The sequence below is a fragment of the Bradyrhizobium sp. CCBAU 51627 genome, from assembly GCF_028128765.1.
Classification (GTDB): Bacteria; Pseudomonadota; Alphaproteobacteria; order Rhizobiales; family Xanthobacteraceae; genus Bradyrhizobium.
In genome coordinates this window covers 440,094-456,760 of record NZ_LBJG01000023.1, presented here as the reverse complement: position 1 = coordinate 456,760, position 16,667 = coordinate 440,094, and the positions used below count along the sequence as shown (strand labels likewise).

Sequence of the window (16,667 nt, the reverse complement as noted above, 5' to 3'; positions counted from 1 at the left end):
GAACGCGCGAGCGGAAGATTGTTGTTGACGACAACAATTGCCGTGCACGACATTATGGCCAAAGCGGCCCGGAACGAGGCTGCGACCGATCCGGGACATCCGGGGGGAGGAGGAAAACCATGATGACCGCCATCCGCGGTGACGCTTCTAGCCTGTTCGCAACGCCCAATACCGTGGCGGAGCATCGCGCCGATGGCAGCATCGTGCTGCGTTCTCCCGAGCCTCTGCGCGACAGCGCGCGCTGCATCGGCGACTGGCTGGAGCAATGGGCACGGCAAACACCGGACAAGGTCTTCCTTGCCGAGCGCGATAGCGCCGATACGCCATGGGCGACCGTGACTTACGCGGGTGCCCTGCGGCGGGTACGTGCCGCGGCGTCCTGGATTCTGGCGCAAGGGCTCAGCGCAGAACATCCGGTTGTCATCCTCTCGGACAACAGCATCGATCATGCGCTGCTCGCGCTTGCCGCACAGCATGTCGGCGTACCCTCAGCCGCGATCTCACCGGCCTATTCGCTAATGTCCAGGGATTTCGACAAGCTGAAAAGCATGATCGCGTTGCTTGAACCCGGTGCGATCTATGTCTCAGGCACCAAGCTGTTCGCTGCGGCGCTCGCAGCGATCAAGCCGCTGCACGGGGCGCAGATCATCAGTGGCAACGCTGGCGACGCCGATGCGCTTGCGTTCCGCGCCATTGCCGCAACGCCTGAAACGCCGGAAGTCGCATCAGCCTTTGCCACGGTCACGCCCGACACCGTTGCAAAATTCCTGTTCACCTCGGGCTCGACCGGCACGCCGAAGGCCGTGATCAACACCCAGCGCATGCTGACCTCGAGCCAGCAGGCCAAGGCGCAGACCTGGACTTTCCTTGAACGGGGTGACGATCTCGTCATCCTCGACTGGTTGCCCTGGAGCCATACCTTCGGCGCCAACCACAATTTCAACCTCGTGCTGCGCAACGGCGGCTCGCTCTATATCGACGGTGGCAAGCCGGCGCCCGGCCTGTTCGCGACCTCTCTCGCCAATCTGAAAAGCGTGATGCCGACAGTCTACTTCAACGTGCCGCGCGGCTTCGACATGCTGATCGCGGCGCTGCGCGCTGACGAGGAACTGCGCCACCGCTTCTTCAGCGACGTGAAGTTCGCCTTCTATGCCGGCGCCGCACTGCCGCAGAATCTGTGGGACGCGCTCGAGCAGCTCTCCGTTGAGACCGTCGGCCGCGCTTTGCCGATGGTGTCGGCCTGGGGCTCAACCGAGACCTCGCCGCTGGCGACTGACTGTCATTTCCTCGCCGAACGGTCCGGCAATATCGGCGTGCCGATTCCCGGTACCGAGCTGAAGCTCGTGACCTCCGGTGACAAGCTGGAGGTGCGCGTGCGCGGCCCCAACGTCACGCCGGGCTATTGGAAGGCGGCGGAGCTGACCAGGCAGGCGTTCGACGACGAGGGTTTCTATCTGATCGGCGACGCGGTAAAACTCGCCGATGTCGAGCGGCCCGAGCGCGGCCTGTTCTTTGACGGGCGGGTCGCCGAAGACTTCAAGCTCAATTCCGGCACCTGGGTCAGCGTCGGCACGCTGCGTGTCGCCGGCATCGCCGCGCTGGCGCCGCTCGCGCAGGACATCGTCGTGTCCGGCCATGGCGGCGACGAGGTGCGCTTCCTGGTATTTCCGAACATGGCCGCGTGCCGCGCTCACGCCGGTCTGTCCGAAACGGCAGGTGTGAATGACGTGCTGGCGCATGACAAGATCCGGACCGCGATTGCGCAGGGTCTGGCAAAGCTGAAGCAGCATGGACCCAATTCCTCCGGCCACGCCACGCGCGCGCTGCTGCTCGCCGAACCGCCGTCGGTCGACGGCGGCGAGATCACCGACAAGGGCTACATCAACCAGCGCTCGGTGCTGACGCGCCGTGCCGACGCTGTGGCGCGCCTCAACGACGATGCATCGGCGGAGTGGATCGCCTGCGCAGGGTAAATTGAAAAACCGACATGATCGCATGCACCGGCTCAGCGTCGCATCGCCCGGATATGCTGCGGCGCGTCCGCGGTAAGAGCGCCGGCCCTTGTCAAAATAAGAAATGGAGGTAATGATTATGGGATATAATTAAATGAGGGAGGTCCGCCGTGAGGGTTGGCTTGATATCAGCCGCGTCGTTGGCCGTGCTTCTGGGATCCACCGCGCTGGTTCGCGCCGACGGGGAGTCCTGCTCGCCGGTCACCACCGCTTCGCTCGGCATCTCCGGCGTCGAGATCAGCGGGTCCAAAACGCAGGATGCGGCCAACGGTCTCCCCAAGCATTGCATCGTGACGGGCCTTGCCAACCAGCGCACGGGCGTCGACGGGAAATCCTATGCCATACGGTTCGAACTGCGGCTGCCGGCCGAGTGGAACGGGCGCTTCCTGCATCAGGTGAATGGCGGTAATGACGGCGTGGTCGTCCCCGCTCTTGGCAGCCTGCCCGACGGCTTGTCTTCCGGCGGCACTGTGCCACTGGCGCGCGGCTTTGCGGTGCTGTCGTCAGACAGTGGCCATTCCGGCTCAGACCCTGCGAACAAGTCGCTGGGTCTGACGGCGGGCGCGGCGTTCGGCCTCGATCCGCAGGCGCGGCGGGACTATGGCTATGCCGCCGACATGACGCTGTCGCCGGTCGCAAAGCAAATCATTGCCCTGCATTACGGGCGCAAGCCGGATCGCTCCTATATGGCGGGATGCTCGAACGGCGGGCGTCACGCCATGGTCGCGGCGTCGCGCATGCCGGAGAATTACGACGGCTTCCTCGTCGGCAATCCCGGCTTCGACCTCCCGCGCGCTGCGATCCAGCACGCCTGGGACGTGCAGGCCTTCCTGAAAGTTGATCCAGATCTGCGCAAGTCCATCACCAGGGAAGACGCGCAGCTCGTTTCCTCGCGCATTACGGAGGCCTGCGATCGGCTCGATGGCGTCAAGGATGGGCTGACGGCCAATCTCGCTGCCTGTCAGAAGGCGTTCGATCTCAAGAGCCTGGTCTGCGCGCCTGGCCAGAACAGTGCCTGTTTGTCCGAAGCCAAGGTCGATGCCCTGAAGATGAGTCTTGCCGGACCGAAGAATTCGAAGGGTGCGGCGCTCTATTCCAGCTGGCCCCTCGATGGCGGCATCGGCACGGGCAATTGGCGCACCTGGAAGATCGAGAGCCCCGTCGCACCCTGGAACAATTATCCGATCATCGCCACCATGGGCGCAGCGTCGCTGAACTACATCTTCTCGACACCGCCCGTCGTGGTCGAAGGCAGCAACGAGAAGCTGGTTGAGGCGCTGAAGGCCTATGATTTCGACAAGGACGCGCCGAAGATTTTCGCCAAGGACGCGACCTTCACGGAATCGGCCATGGACTTCATGACGCCACCCGACATCGATGATCCCAAGCTCGCACCGCTCCGGAAGTCCGGAGGCAAGATGCTGATCTATCATGGCCAGGCCGATCCGGTGTTCTCGGTGAACGACACCATCCGCTGGTACGATCGGCTGAACATGAATCTGCAAGGGCACGCCGACACCGTCGCGCGCCTGTTCACGATTCCGGGCGAAACGCATTGCGGCGGCGGCGTCACCCTCGACAAGTTCGATGCACTGACCGCGCTCACCGACTGGGTGGAGAACGGCAAGGCGCCCGAGCGCATCATCGCGTCCGCCAGTCCCGCCAACAAGGAAGTCCCCGCGTCCTGGAGCCCGGCCCGCACGCGGCCGCTGTGTCCCCATCCGAGTTACGCCGCGTATTCCGGGCAGGGCGACAGCGAGGACGCCGCGAACTTCGTCTGTAAGACGCCTTAGCTCGTCGTGGTGTCGGCAATCTCGTGCCCCGGACGCTGCGTCGCGTCGTTTCATGCCGCGCCGCGTCCGGGACACGAGCGTACCGCTACGCCACCTTGCTGCTTCCCTGCGTGATCAGCCGCGCTGCCCGCTGGTCCCGCGCGTAGATCCACAGCCAGCTCAGCGCCACGCTCAGGCGGTGGCGGAGGCCGATCAGGAAGTAGATGTGGGCGATGCCCCAGATCCACCATGCAATCGTTCCGCGCAGCTTGACCTTGCCGAAATCGATCACCGCAAGGCGCTTGCCGATCTGGGCGAGGCTGCCGGCGTGCTTGTAGCGGAATGGGCCGGCCGGCGCGCCCTGCAGCCGCGCCTTGATGGTCGCGGCGACATGCTTGCCCTGCTGCTTCGCCGCAGGTGCGATGCCTGGCACGGGCTTGCCATTCCAGGCGTTGATGTTGACGGTGTCGCCGATCGCGAAGATTTCGGGATGGCCGGGGATGGTGAGATCGTCGGCGACCTGCACGCGTCCGGCGCGATCGCTTGGTGCGCCCAGCCATTCGGCGGCGGGCGAGGCGCGCACGCCAGCGGCCCAGATCTTGGTTTTCGCATTCAGGCGCGTGCCGCCGAACACCACGCCATCACGGTCGATCTCGGTGACGGGCTGCCCGAGTACGACCTCGACGCCGATCTTTTCCAGGGAAGCCTGGGCGTAAGCCGAGAGATCGTCGGGAAAGCCCGCGAGCACGCGCGGGCCGGCCTCGATCAGCACGACGCGCGCCTTGTTGGTGTCAATGTTGCGGAAATCCGCCGGCAAGGTGTGATGCGCCATCTCGGCGATGGTGCCGGCGAGCTCGACGCCGGTCGGGCCGGCGCCGACGATCACGAAGGTCAACCGCGCCGCGCGCTTCGCCGGATCAGTCTCCCGTTCGGCGCGCTCGAATGCCACCAGGATGTGACGGCGCAGTGTGGTCGCGTCTTCCAGCGTTTTCAGTCCCGGCGCCCATGTCTCCCACTCGTCATGGCCGAAATAGGCGTGGCGTGCGCCGGTGGCGAGCACCAACGTGTCGTAGGGCACTTCGCTGCCGTCGTCGATCAGCACGCATCGTCTGTCGACATCGACGCCGCTCACCGTCGCGAACAGCGTCGTCACCTCGCGCCGGTCTCGCATGAGATGGCGGATCGGCCAGGCGATCTCGCTGGTGGCGAGGGAGGCGGTTGCGACCTGATAGAGCAGCGGCTGAAACAGATGATGGTTGCGGCGGTCGATCAGCGTGATCTCGACCGGCGCCCCCGCGAGCCGGTAGGTCGTCTCCAGCCCGCCGAAGCCGGCGCCGACGATGACGACGCGATGCCGTGTCGTGCTCATGATGTGCCCTCGAATCTTGCTGCTCACCTGCTCCATTTAAGTGCGGATTGTGCGCCGCAGTCCAATAGCCGTCATCAATCGCAGCATAGGCCTGACGTATTGACGCGGCGCGAAAAAGCGCCGCAGCCCCCGGACCGGCCCGGAGGCCGGCCTCGGCCAAGAAGTAGAATTATATTTCTTGCCATCACCGTTTGGGGCGAAATATGGTGCAGGGGCGGGTGCTGAGCCATTGGCGGCGCGACAGATTTTGCGTTCAATAGAGGCAGACCCGGGGCGGCGATCACCCCGCTTCCGGGATCGTAATAGGGAGGGGAGTTGTTATGAGGACGGCATATTGGCTGGCGGGCGCAGCGGCGCTGGTGCTGGCGAGCCCGGCATTCGCCGGCGACACCATCAAGATCGGCTTCGTCTCGACCTTCAGCGGCCCGACTGCCGTGATCGGCAACGACATGCGCAACTCGTTCGAGCTCGCGCTCGATCATCTCGGGCGCAAGATGGGCGGCAAGCCGGTCGAGGTGATTTACGAGGACGACGGCCAGAAGCCTGATGTCGGCAAGCAGAAGACCGAGAAGCTGGTGCAGTCCGACAAGGTCGATTTCCTCGTCGGCTACATCTGGTCGAACGTGCTGCTCGCCTCGCTCAAGACTGCAGTGGATTCGCAGACCTTCCTGATCTCGGCCAATGCCGGCCCGTCGCAGCTCGCGGGCGAGCTGTGTTCGAAATACGTTTTCTCGACCTCGTGGCAGAACGACCAGACGCCGGCGGCCATGGGCCTCTATATGAACGCGAACGGCGTCAAGAGCGTGTTCCTGATCGGCCCGAACTATGCCGCCGGCAAGGACATGCTTGCGGGCGTGAAGAGCACGTTCAAGGGCGAGATCAAGGGTGAGGAATACACGGTCTGGCCGAGCCAGCTCGACTTCTCGGCCGAACTGGCAAAAGCCCGCGCCTCCGGCGCCGAATCGATTTTCGTGTTCTATCCCGGTGCGGCCGGCGCACAGTTCCTCAATCAATATGTCCAGGCCGGCATGAAGAGCACCATGCCGCTCTACACCGCCTTCACCGTCGACGAGACGACGCTGCCTTTGCAGAAGGAGAATGCGCTGGGGGTGCCCGGCGCACAGGAGTGGGTGAACGACCTGCCGAACGAGCAGAACAAGAAGTTCGTGGCCGACTACCGCAAGAAATATCCCAACGCCCGCCCGAGCTATTATGGCGCGCAGGCCTATGACGCAGCGCAGCTCATCAACAGCGCGGTGGTCGCTGTCGGCGGCGACACGTCGAAGAAGGATGCGATGAAGACCGAGATGGAGAAGGCCAACTTCAAGTCGCTGCGCGGCGCGTTCAAGTACGGCAACAACCACATCCCGATCCAGAACTTCTATCTGCAGGACGTGGTGAAAGGTGCCGGAGGCGAGCTTTCGCTGAAGACCGTCGCGACCATCGTCACGAACGATCAGGACCGCTTCCACGACAAGTGCCCGATGAAGTGAGGCTTTGCTCTCTCCTTCCGTCATTGCGAGCGCAGCGAGGCAATCCAGAATCCCTCGGCGGGAAGAACCTGGATTGCTTCGTCGCTTCGCTCCTCGCAATGACGCAGTGGATAGAGCCCTACACCCTCGGCATGCTCGCAGGGCGCACCTCGCGGGCCTGCGCCGCGAGCCTGATGCCGGCATTAGCCGCGCCAAAGCCGTGGTAGGTTCTGCGCTGGACGATCTCGAAGAAGAAGCGCTCATCAAAGATGTGCGTGTAGACCTGGAAGAACTCGCCGTCGTCCTCGCGGTCGTAGAGGATGTGGTTGGCGCGAAGTTTGGCCATGACATCGGGTGCGAGGTCGTATTTGGCTTCGATGTCGTCGTAATAATTGCCGGGAATATCCAGAAAGCCCGCGCCGCGGGCGCGCATCGCTGCGACGGTGGCGAAGATATCTTCGCACGCAAACGCGACGTGCTGCACGCCGGAGCCGAAGAACTCCGAGATGAAACGGGCCGGCAGCGTCCGGTTGGCGGACGAGCCGTTGAGCACGAAGCGCAGGCTCTGGTCGCCGTTGATGAGAGCCTGGCTCTGCACGAGGCCGCGAGGGTCGGCGATTTCCATCTGCGGCAGGCGTTTGAGGTCGAGGATACCAGTGTAGAACAACAGCCAGGACAACATCTCGTCGTACGGCATCGACTGTGCGATATGATCGACCGCGAGCAGCGCGTCGTCGCTTGCGTTGCTTTCAATCGGCTCAAAATCCGTGTCCCAGTTCTTGCCGGCCTGGTCGAGGAAATACAGCAGGCTGCCGCCGACGCCGTGGATTGCCGGAATCTCCAGCTCGCCCGGCCCGACCGGCTGGTAGAAGGTGCGCGCCTTCAGCGTCTCGGCCCGCTGCATGGCAAGGCCGGCATTGTCGACGTCGAGCGCGATGGCGCAGACGCCGGGGCCATGGGTCACATAGTGCGAATGCGCAAAGCCGCCGGTCTCGGAATTGATCACCAGCTCGACCTTCCCTTGCGACCAGCGCTCCACCGCCTTGCTGCGATGCTTGCCGGTCCTGCGGAAGCCGAGCTGTGAAAACAGGCGGGCGAGCTCTCCGGCTTTGGTCTCGTTGACGGCGAACTCGACAAAGCCTGTGCCGTGGCTCTTGGCCTTCGGCGCCAGCGGCTCTCCGACGAGTTTTGGCCAGTCCGGAGCAAGTTGGTCCTGCAGCAGGATCAGCGAGCGCAGGCCGTCGACCGCGGTCTGCGCCGCCGAACCGGCACGGAACTGGTCATTGAAGATCTCCAGCGACCACGGGCCGGAATAGCCGGTCGCGGCGATCGCCTGCATGAATTCGCTGACCGGCAGATCGCCCTGGCCGGGGAACGAGCGGAAGTGTCGGCTCCACGACAGGATGTCGAGCTCCAGCCTCGGCGCATCGGCAAGCTGCACCAGAAAGATCTTGTCGCCGGGAATCGAGGCCATCGCGCGGGTCGGGAAGCCCGGGGCCAGCGCGTGAAAGCTGTCGAGGATCACGCCGATCGCGGCATGATCGGCGCGGCGCACGATCTCCCAGGCATCGCGATAGTCGTTGACGTGCCGGCCCCAGGCCAGCGCCTCGTAGCCGACGCGCAAGCCGCGTTTTGCGGCGCGCTCGCCGAGCTCGCGAAAATCATCGGCGGCGCGGTCGATGCCGCCGAGCGAGGATGGTGACACGTTGGAGCAAATCAGCAGCAGATCGGTGCCGAGCTCCTGCATCAGATCGAACTTGCGCTCGGCGCGGGCAAAGGTGCGCGAACGTTGCGGCTCGGGCATGCCCTCGAAATCGCGGAACGGCTGAAAAGCGCAGATCTCGAGATTGAGATCCTTGCAGAGCTTTGCGATGTCGCGCGGCCCCGCGCCGAACGACAGCAGATCGTTCTCGAAGATCTCGACCGCCTCGAAGCCGGCCGAGGCGATGGCGCGCAGCTTTTCGTCGAGGGCCCCGGAGAGAGAGACGGTCGCGATCGAGCGCTTGTTCATGCTGCGTTATCCTCCATCGCGCCCCCAAGGAACAACTGTCCGATCCGCGGATCGTTCAAAATGCGCTCGGCCTTGTCGACCATGCGGGTCTGGCCGAGCTCGAGCACGATGCCGATATCGGAGATCTCCAGCGCCGAGCGCGCGTTCTGCTCGATCATCAGGATGGTGACGCCGCGGTCACGCAGGCTTTTCAGAATATCAAAGGTCTGCTGCACCATCAGCGGCGACAGGCCGATCGAGGGCTCGTCGATCAGCACGAGCTTTGGCTCGAGCAGCAACGAGCGCGCGATCTCGAGTTGCTTCTGCTCGCCGCCTGACAGCGTCGAGGCCTGCTGCGTCGATTTGCGGCGCAGCGCGGGGAACAAATCGAGCGCGGCCTCGATCCGCGCGGGCAGGTCGATGCTCTTTCCGGCGGCGGCGCCGCCGAGTTCGATATTGTGGCGCACCGAGAGCTCGGGAAAGATGTTGCGGCCCTGCGGCACGTAACAGATACCGGCATTGAGCAGCGCGCGCTGACTCAAATTGGTGACGTCGCGCCCGGCAAAGCTGATCTTGCCCTCGCGGAGTTTCAAGAGGCCGAAGATCGCCTTGAACACGGTCGATTTACCGGCACCGTTCGGGCCGATGATCGTCGTGATGGTCGCCTGCGGCACCGAGAAGCTGGTGCCGTTCAGGATCGTCATCTTGCCGTAGCCGCCGACGAGGTTTTGAACTGAAAGGATCGGATCGGTCATGGCTCGCTTCCCCTAATGCCCAAGGTAGGCTTCGATCACGGCCGGGTTCTTGCGCACTTCGTCCGGCTTGCCCATCGCCAGCACCTTGCCCTCCGCCATCACCATCACCCGCGAGCACAGCGACATCACGAATTCCATGTTGTGCTCGATCACGACAAAGGTAGCGTTCTTCTCGCGGTTGATCGCGACCAGCCGCTCCTTCAGATCGGACAGCATTGTCGGATTGACGCCGCCGGCGGGCTCGTCGAGCAGCACCAGGCGCGGGCCGCCCATGAACGCCATGGCGGCATCGAGCAACTTCTGCTGGCCGTAGGAGAGGCCGCCGGCGGGTTCTGCCGCAAGATGATCGAGCTTGAAGAAGCCGATCATCTGGTTGGCGGCCTCGGTCAGTCCGGCATCGGAGCGGCCGACCAGGCGCGAAGCCATGTTGCCCTGATGCTCCTGGCCGGCGAGGATCAGGTTCTCGCGCACCGAGAGTTTCGGGAAGACCTGCAGGAGCTGGAAGGTCCGGCTGACGCCGAGCTTGTTGAGCTCGGACGGGCGCAGGCCCGTGACGACCTTGCCGTCGAGCTTCACTTCGCCACCTGATGGCGTGAGCTGGCCAAGGATGCAGTTGAACAAGGTCGATTTGCCGCAGCCGTTCGGGCCGATCAGGCCAAGGATCTCGCCCTCGCGCACGTCAAAGGAGACGCCGTCGACCGCGGTGATGCCGCCAAAGCTCTTCTTGATGTTGGTGACTTCGAGCACCGCACTCATTGCGCCGTCTCCAGGCGGGACTTCGCGACGGCGCGTAGCGCAGATGCCGCTTTGGTGCGCCGCGCGGCCATATAGCGATCGAGGATTCCCAGAATGCCTGATGGCGACCAGATCAGGAGTCCCATCACCGCGATCGCGTAGAGCATCAGATAGTAGCCTTCGGTGAAGCGCAGCCATTCCGGCAGCAGCACCGCGATCATGGCCCCCAGGAAAGGACCGAAATAGAAGCCGGCGCCGCCGACGATCACCATCATCAACAGATCGAGCGAGAGCGACAGGTTGAAGGGTACAGGATCGATATATTGCGTCAGCGGCGCATAGAGCGCGCCGGCCACGCCGCCGAGCGCCGAGCCGATCGCGAACGCCATCAGCGTGTAGCGGCGGGTGTCGATGCCGAGCGATTGCGCCCGCAGCGGATTTTCACGCAACGCCATGAAGGCGCGTCCCCAGGGCGAGCGGATCAGCCACCAGACCGCGATCGATACGATCGCGAGCAATCCCAAGCAGACATAGTAGAACGGCAGCGGCTTGTTGGTTGCGATCCCGAAGACATGCGGGCGCGGAATGTTGGAGATGCCGTAGATGCCGCCAGTGAGCCAGCTCTCGTTGCGGAACACCAGGAAGGCCAGGGTCGAGAAGGCGAGTGTGACGAAGGCAAGGTAGTGGTGCTGGACGCGTAGCGCGGGATAACCGAGCACCCAGCCGACGCCGAAGCTCAGCACGATCGCAACCAGGATCGCGGCCGGGAGCGGCCAGCCATGCGTCGTCATGATCGCGGCCGCATAGGCGCCGATGCCGACGAACGCACCCTGCGCCAGCGAGACCTGTCCGGCATAGCCGAGCGTGAGGTTCAGTCCCATCGCGGCGATGGTCATTACCGTCCATTGGCTCAGGATGAAGAGACCGTAGCGGTTGAAGTTCATGGGAATGACGATCAGCCCGGCGATGACGATGAGCCCGAGCGCGATCTTCAGGGGTTTGGCAAGACCGCTCATACCGTGCGCTCCTCGGCGCGGCCGAGCAGTCCCTGCGGCCGGAACAGGATGACCACGATCAGAAAGATCAGCGGCACGGCGGCGCGATATTGGGTCGAGACATAGGCGGCCGCCAGATTGTCGAGCACGCCGATCAAGAGACCGCCGGCGATCGCGCCGCGCACCTGATTGAAGCCGCCGACGATCGCCGCGATGAAGGCTGCCTGGCCCAGCACCTCGCCGGAGGAGAATTTCGCCAGATAGATCGGTGTGATCAGCAGCGAGGCCAGCGCCACCAGGAACGCGTTGATCAGGAAGGTCAGCAGGATCATGCGCTCGACCGGCACGCCGATAATGCGTGCGACGGTCGGGTTCTGCGCGGCGGCCTGCATCTGGTGACCAAGCGAGGTGCGGTTGAGCAGTGTGGTCAGGCCGAACACGGCCAGAATCGCCACGACGAGGACGCCGATGCTTTGCAGGGAGACGACGTGTCCGAGCACCGTGATGTCGCCGGTCGGCACGATCGACGGGAAGGGCGAAGCCTCGGCGCTGAAGAATTGCTTCACGGCTTCCTTGATGCCGATCGCCAGCGCCATGGTCGCGATCGCCAGTGGCAGGACGCCGTGGCGCATCATCGGGTCGACCAGCAGCATCTTGAAGGCGAGGCCCAGCAGGATCATCGAGAGCAGGATGCCGAGGATGATCGCGAGCCAGAACGGTGCGCCGGCATGCATCGCCGCCAGCATCAGGAATGCCGGCAGCATCACGAACTCGCCTTGCGCGAAATTGATGGTCTGCGAGGTCTGCCACAGCAGCGTGAAGCCGACCGCCACCAGCGCATAGATTGCGCCGGTGGCAAGTCCCGCGACCAGAAGATCGAACAGATTGGACATTTTCCCCTCTCGCCGTTCCATCCTCTCCCCCCGTTCTTTCTCCCCCTCTCCCCGCTTGCGGGGAGAGGGGCGGGGTGAGGGGGGAGTCTCCGCAGGGGCGGTGACAGTTGAATGCGCGGAGAGTCCCCCTCACCCGCCGCGCTTTGCGCGCCGGCCTCTCCCCGCGTTCAGGGAGAGGCGAACACGGTCACTTCAGCTTCGGCAGCACCTGCTTCACGACCTGCTTGCCTTCGACCACTTCGACCAGGAAGCTCTGGCGGTCGATGTCGCCGTTCTGATCGAAGGTGACGTCCATCAGGATGCCCGGCTCATCGGCGGCCTTGATCGTCAAGCCGTGCAGGGTGTCGGCGAAGGCCTTGGAATCGACCTTGCCCATCTTCTCGGTGGTGGCCTTCACCATGTAGACGGCGAGATAACCCTTCAGGCCGTTATGATCGGGGACATAGTTGTACTTCTTCGAGAAGCGCTCGCGAAAACCCTTGATCAGGTCGACCGGCGCATCGGTGGTGAGGCCGACATGGCCGCGGGCACCGTTCGCGGCGTCGCCGGCGAGCTCGATCACCTTCTGGCCGATCAGCGTGGTTTCGCCCATTAGCGGCGCAGTGACGCCCTGGCGCTTCAGCTCTTTGAGAATGCGCGCGCTCTCCTCTTCGTTGAGATAGATGAAGACGGCATCGGGATTGGCCGCCTTGATCTTGCCGACGTCGGCGGCGAAATCGGCCTGGCCCGCCTCGGTGGAGAGATCGGCGACGACCTTGGTGCCGCGAGCTTCGAGGTCCTTGATGATGACGTCACGCCCACCCTTGCCGAAATCGTTGTTGACCCAGACGACTGCGACCGTCTTCGCCTTCATGTCGTCGTGGATGTATTTTGCGACCTTCGGCATCGACGACTGCTGGCCGAACGAGGTGCGGAACAGGAACTTGTTGCCGGCCTGCGTCAGCTCGGCGGCTTCGCCGCCCATGATCTGCGTGATGCCGGCTTCCGCGGCGAGCGGGGCGGTCACCTTCACCGAGCCGGAATAGCCGGGTCCGAGCAGCACATAGGGCTCGGCATCGAGCGCCTTCTGCACCTGGGCGCGGGCAACGCCCGGGTTGGACTGCGAGTCGGCGTGGGTGACCTCGAGCTTGCGGCCGAGCACGCCGCCCTTGGCATTGATCTCCTCGATCGCAAGATCGATGCCGTTCTTCCAGTTGGTGCCGACGGTGGCGCCGCCGCCCGAAAGCTCGGCGACATCGGCGAGCTTGATCGCCTGTGCGAAGGCGCCCGTGGTCGTCATTGCGGTGAGCAGCGCGCCCACCAGTAGCGTTGATTTCATCGTCCTCTCCTCCCATTTCAATTTTGCAAGCGGCCTTGTGTCCGGCCGCCTCGCCTCAAGCTGCCTGATAGGCGGCGCTACGCGCGGCCATCACGGCGTCAAAAGCCTCTCCCATGACTTCGGTCGACGGGGCAAGGCCTGTGAACAATTCGAAGGCGTCGGCGGCCTGGTAGATCGCAAGCTCGCGCCCCGTCATGATCTGCGCGCCCTCCTCTTGCGCTGCGGCAAGGAGCGGCGTGATCAGCGGCGAATAAACGGCATCCGCGACCCACAGGTTTTGGCGCAGCAGCGAAGCCGGGACCGGACTGTCCCGGTTCGGCAGCATGCCGACCGGCGTGCCGTTGACGAGGCCGGTTGCACCGTCGAGCGCGTCCTTGACGCTTCGGGCCACCCGCGCACCGCCATGCTTGGCCAGCAGCGTGGCGAGTCTCTCGGCCCGCGCCGGCTCGCTGTCGAAAATGCGGAGGTCAGCCACTTTCAGGCTCGCCAGCGCAAAGCCGATGGCCTTGCCAACGCCGCCGGTGCCGACGACGGCCACCGCGTTTCCAGCAGGAGCCAGCAGCGGCTTGACGGCACGCGCAAAGCCCGTCGTGTCGGTGTTATGGCCGATCAACCGGCCGTCTTTGACGACGACGGTATTGACCGCACCCATCGCGGCCGCACCCGATGCCAGCTCGTCGAGCAGCGGGACCACCGCCTCCTTGTAGGGGAAGGTGACGTTGACGCCGGCAAAGCCGAGCCGCCGCACGCCCTCCAGCATCATGGCAAGCCCGGCGGCGTCGGCGCCCGCGACCTCAATGAGCTGATAGTGGCCGCGCAGGCCAAGCGCCTCTGCGGCGCGCTCATGCATGGCAGGGGAGGCGGAGTGCGCGATCGGCGCGCCGATCAGGCCGGTAAGGAGCTTCTTGCTGGCCAGATATCCGCGCTTCGACATGGTTCGGTATGGTCTCGTTGGGAGCATTCGGTCCCGGCCATTAGCGGCGAAATCCGCGCAATTCCAAGAGGGACGATAGTCATTCTTCCGCCTAACACAATTACCCTTTTATCCGACAAACCTAACATCATGTTATTTCTTTGGTCTGCGCCCTGATGCGGCCTTGCCGTTGCCGCGGGACGGCTCGACTGCGCGCATCTCGGCGCGCAGGGCCTCGATGAAATACTCGACATGCAGCGACAGCGGCGCGCCGCGTTTGACCGCGATGTAGGTATCGAACCGGGTCGGCTCGGTGATCTTCAGGAGCTCGATCCCGGGATAGCCGCCATGGGCCACCGTGAACTGGTCGATGATGGCGATGCCGAGCCCCGCCTTCACCAGCGCGCAGACCGTGGTGCCGAAGCGGGCGCGAATGGTGATGTCGTAGGCGAGCCGGTTGCGCGCGAAGATCTCGGCCATGATGCGCCCATAGGGATCGTTCGGATCGATCCCGATCAATGGATAGCGGGTGATCTCGGCCGCCGAGACCTGCTTGCGGCCGGCGAGCTCGTGGCCGGGCGGCACGATGCAATAGAGCTCGCCCGAGGCGAGCGGCATGAAGTCGAGCCCCGAGTGCTCGAGCCGGTAGCTCATGGCGACGCACTCGCCGCGGCCGAGCATGAGATAGTCGATCGCTTCCTCCAGCTTGAGGATGTTGATGTCGATGCCGAGATCGGGATAGCGGCGGCGCACGCGCTCGATCGCGCGCGGCACCATCACCTGCGAGATGCTCGGCACCGAGCCGATGCGCAGCTCCGACAGTCCGCCGCGGCCGATCTTGGAGATGATCTCGGAGAGATCGTCGACCTTCTTGTAGACGCCGTTGATCTGCTCGAAAATGTTTTCGGCCTCCGGCGTCGGGAAGTAGCGGCCGTTCTGGCGCTGGAAGAAGCGGATGCCGAGCGAGCGCTCGGTGTATTTGACCAGCCGGCTGATTCCTGGGGCCGACACGTTGAGCAGCTTCGCCGCGCCGCCAATGGTGCCCGTCACCATCACGGCACGGATCACTTCAACCTGGCGCAGCGTCATCATGGTCTTGGCATCCGAAAGACGATCACGGCGGTGATCATCTCACGACAGCCGTCATGTCATCCAGCGGCAAGTGGAATTTTAATGGAAGTAGGGAGGGACCGGCAACTTCGCAGTCGCACTGTTTCGAGAAAGGCCAGTGCCCACATCGAAGGGCATCGTCGCGCGATCGGTTGCATCGCCGTCCTCTGCGCGACCTGCGTGCTAGCTCGCGGGCTTTTCCGTCGAAGCGCTGTCGACGAGCTTGGGGCGCTCGCTTTGCAGCACGTCACGCGCGAATTCTATGATCTTCTGCTTGTTTGCCGTATCGCGAACGGCGAAAAACACGCGGTTCAATTCCAGGCCGAGCACGCTGTTGAGGGCGATGTTCTCGTCTTCCATCGTGGCTCTCCCGCTCTAGACGTCCTAGCTGTATCTGCACGTCACTTCCTCCACAAGTAGATTAAATCTTCGGTGCCGGCGCCACACCGGGATATTACGGGCGCAGTGAATTGAGGCAGGCCGCCAAGACGTGCTATACGGAGCGACGAGGGGCAGGGAACGCATCGATGTCCGCCGTGGATTATGGCCGCGAAGCGCTGGACTTCATCGAAGGGCTGGAAGCCTATGACAGGGTTCCGGAGGCCATGGATGCGCTCGAAACAGCGTTCGGTCGTTTCGGCTTTGAAACCATCATCGTGACCGGTCTGCCGAATCCTGATCAACGGTTCGCGCAGATGGTGCTCGCCAAGCGCTGGCCTGCGGGGTGGTTCAGCCTTTATACCAATAACAACTACGACCGCGCCGACCCGGTGGTGCGGCTATGCCGGCTATCGGTCAATCCGTTTGAATGGTCGGAAGCGCCGTATGATGCCGAACGCGAGCCGGACGCGGCCGAGGTGATGAACCGCGCCACCGATTTTCGGATGTCGCGCGGCTTCACCGTGCCTATCCATGGACTCACCGGCTATGAAGCCGCGGTGTCGCTCGGTGGCGTCCATCTCGATCTCAATGCCCGCAGCAAGCCGGCCCTGCATCTGATGGCGATGTACGGCTTCGACCACATTCGCCGTCTGCTCTCGCCGTCGCCGCATCCGTCGGCGCGCCTGACCCCGCGCGAGCGAGAAGTGATCGCGTGGGCATCGCAGGGCAAGTCGGCCTGGGAGATCGGCGAAATCCTGCACATCACGCAGCGTACCGCGGAAGAGCATCTTGCAACTGCCGCGCGCAAATTGGGTGCCGTCAACCGTACGCATGCGGTTGCGCTCGCGATTCGTCACAAGATCATCAATCCTTAAGCGGCGTATTGGGAAATTTCCCAATACCGAATCCGCGCCTTTTCGCGGAGGCTACCTCCATTGAGGCTGAATGGGGG

Annotated in this window: 14 protein-coding genes; 4 read left to right on the top strand and 10 right to left on the bottom strand. The window is 63.8% G+C overall.

Going from position 1 to position 16,667, the window contains the following annotated elements; genetic code table 11:
- Positions 1-119 precede the first annotated feature (119 nt).
- Entirely contained in the window at positions 120-1,973 is a 1,854-nt protein-coding gene (locus XH88_RS14015; protein ID WP_271668877.1) for a feruloyl-CoA synthase, read from the top strand.
- 149 nt (positions 1,974-2,122) lie between these two features.
- Positions 2,123-3,805: a tannase/feruloyl esterase family alpha/beta hydrolase gene (locus XH88_RS14010; RefSeq protein ID WP_271668876.1), complete on the top strand. Its 1,683-nt coding sequence runs from the start codon at positions 2,123-2,125 to the stop codon at positions 3,803-3,805.
- 85 nt (positions 3,806-3,890) lie between these two features.
- On the opposite strand, the gene XH88_RS14005 is transcribed toward XH88_RS14010, so the two are convergent.
- Positions 3,891-5,153 (bottom strand): NAD(P)/FAD-dependent oxidoreductase, encoded by a 1,263-nt coding sequence (locus tag XH88_RS14005; protein WP_271668875.1) that lies wholly within the window; start codon positions 5,151-5,153, stop codon positions 3,891-3,893.
- A gap of 320 nt (positions 5,154-5,473) precedes the next feature.
- Between XH88_RS14005 and XH88_RS14000 the strand changes: the two genes are divergently transcribed.
- A complete protein-coding gene (locus XH88_RS14000; protein WP_271668874.1) occupies positions 5,474-6,646 on the top strand; it encodes an ABC transporter substrate-binding protein in 1,173 nt (390 codons plus the stop codon).
- Between the two features lie 118 nt (positions 6,647-6,764).
- Here XH88_RS14000 and XH88_RS13995 read toward each other — a convergent pair whose 3' ends face one another.
- The 9 genes from XH88_RS13995 to XH88_RS13955 all read right to left on the bottom strand — a co-directional run bounded on the left by XH88_RS13995 (position 6,765) and on the right by XH88_RS13955 (position 15,694).
- Complete coding sequence (locus tag XH88_RS13995; RefSeq protein ID WP_271668873.1) at positions 6,765-8,636, bottom strand: bifunctional sugar phosphate isomerase/epimerase/4-hydroxyphenylpyruvate dioxygenase family protein; 1,872 nt, start codon at positions 8,634-8,636, stop codon at positions 6,765-6,767.
- Complete coding sequence (locus XH88_RS13990) at positions 8,633-9,370, bottom strand: ABC transporter ATP-binding protein (protein ID WP_271668872.1); 738 nt, start codon at positions 9,368-9,370, stop codon at positions 8,633-8,635. The genes XH88_RS13995 and XH88_RS13990 overlap by 4 nt, the downstream gene beginning before the upstream one ends.
- A gap of 12 nt (positions 9,371-9,382) precedes the next feature.
- Positions 9,383-10,126 (bottom strand): ABC transporter ATP-binding protein, encoded by a 744-nt coding sequence (locus XH88_RS13985; RefSeq protein ID WP_271668871.1) that lies wholly within the window; start codon positions 10,124-10,126, stop codon positions 9,383-9,385.
- Positions 10,123-11,121, bottom strand: a complete 999-nt coding sequence (locus tag XH88_RS13980; RefSeq protein WP_271668870.1) for a branched-chain amino acid ABC transporter permease — start codon at positions 11,119-11,121, stop codon at positions 10,123-10,125. Before XH88_RS13980 ends, XH88_RS13985 begins: the two co-directional genes overlap by 4 nt.
- A complete protein-coding gene (locus tag XH88_RS13975) occupies positions 11,118-11,993 on the bottom strand; it encodes a branched-chain amino acid ABC transporter permease (protein WP_271668869.1) in 876 nt (291 codons plus the stop codon). The genes XH88_RS13980 and XH88_RS13975 overlap by 4 nt, the downstream gene beginning before the upstream one ends.
- 187 nt (positions 11,994-12,180) lie before the next feature.
- Positions 12,181-13,311, bottom strand: coding sequence for an ABC transporter substrate-binding protein (locus tag XH88_RS13970; protein WP_271668868.1), 1,131 nt, complete (start codon positions 13,309-13,311; stop codon positions 12,181-12,183).
- Between the two features lie 55 nt (positions 13,312-13,366).
- Positions 13,367-14,245: a shikimate dehydrogenase gene (locus XH88_RS13965; RefSeq protein WP_271668867.1), complete on the bottom strand. Its 879-nt coding sequence runs from the start codon at positions 14,243-14,245 to the stop codon at positions 13,367-13,369.
- A gap of 132 nt (positions 14,246-14,377) precedes the next feature.
- On the bottom strand, positions 14,378-15,316 hold the full coding sequence (locus XH88_RS13960) for a LysR family transcriptional regulator (RefSeq protein WP_271668866.1): 939 nt from the start codon (positions 15,314-15,316) through the stop codon (positions 14,378-14,380).
- Positions 15,317-15,517: 201 nt separating this feature from the next.
- The gene (locus tag XH88_RS13955; protein ID WP_271668865.1) at positions 15,518-15,694 is read right to left on the bottom strand and encodes a hypothetical protein; all 177 of its coding nucleotides are present in this window, start codon (positions 15,692-15,694) and stop codon (positions 15,518-15,520) included.
- A 167-nt stretch (positions 15,695-15,861) separates the two neighbouring features.
- Between XH88_RS13955 and XH88_RS13950 the strand changes: the two genes are divergently transcribed.
- Positions 15,862-16,590, top strand: a complete 729-nt coding sequence (locus XH88_RS13950; protein ID WP_271668864.1) for a helix-turn-helix transcriptional regulator — start codon at positions 15,862-15,864, stop codon at positions 16,588-16,590.
- Positions 16,591-16,667: the final 77 nt, after the last annotated feature.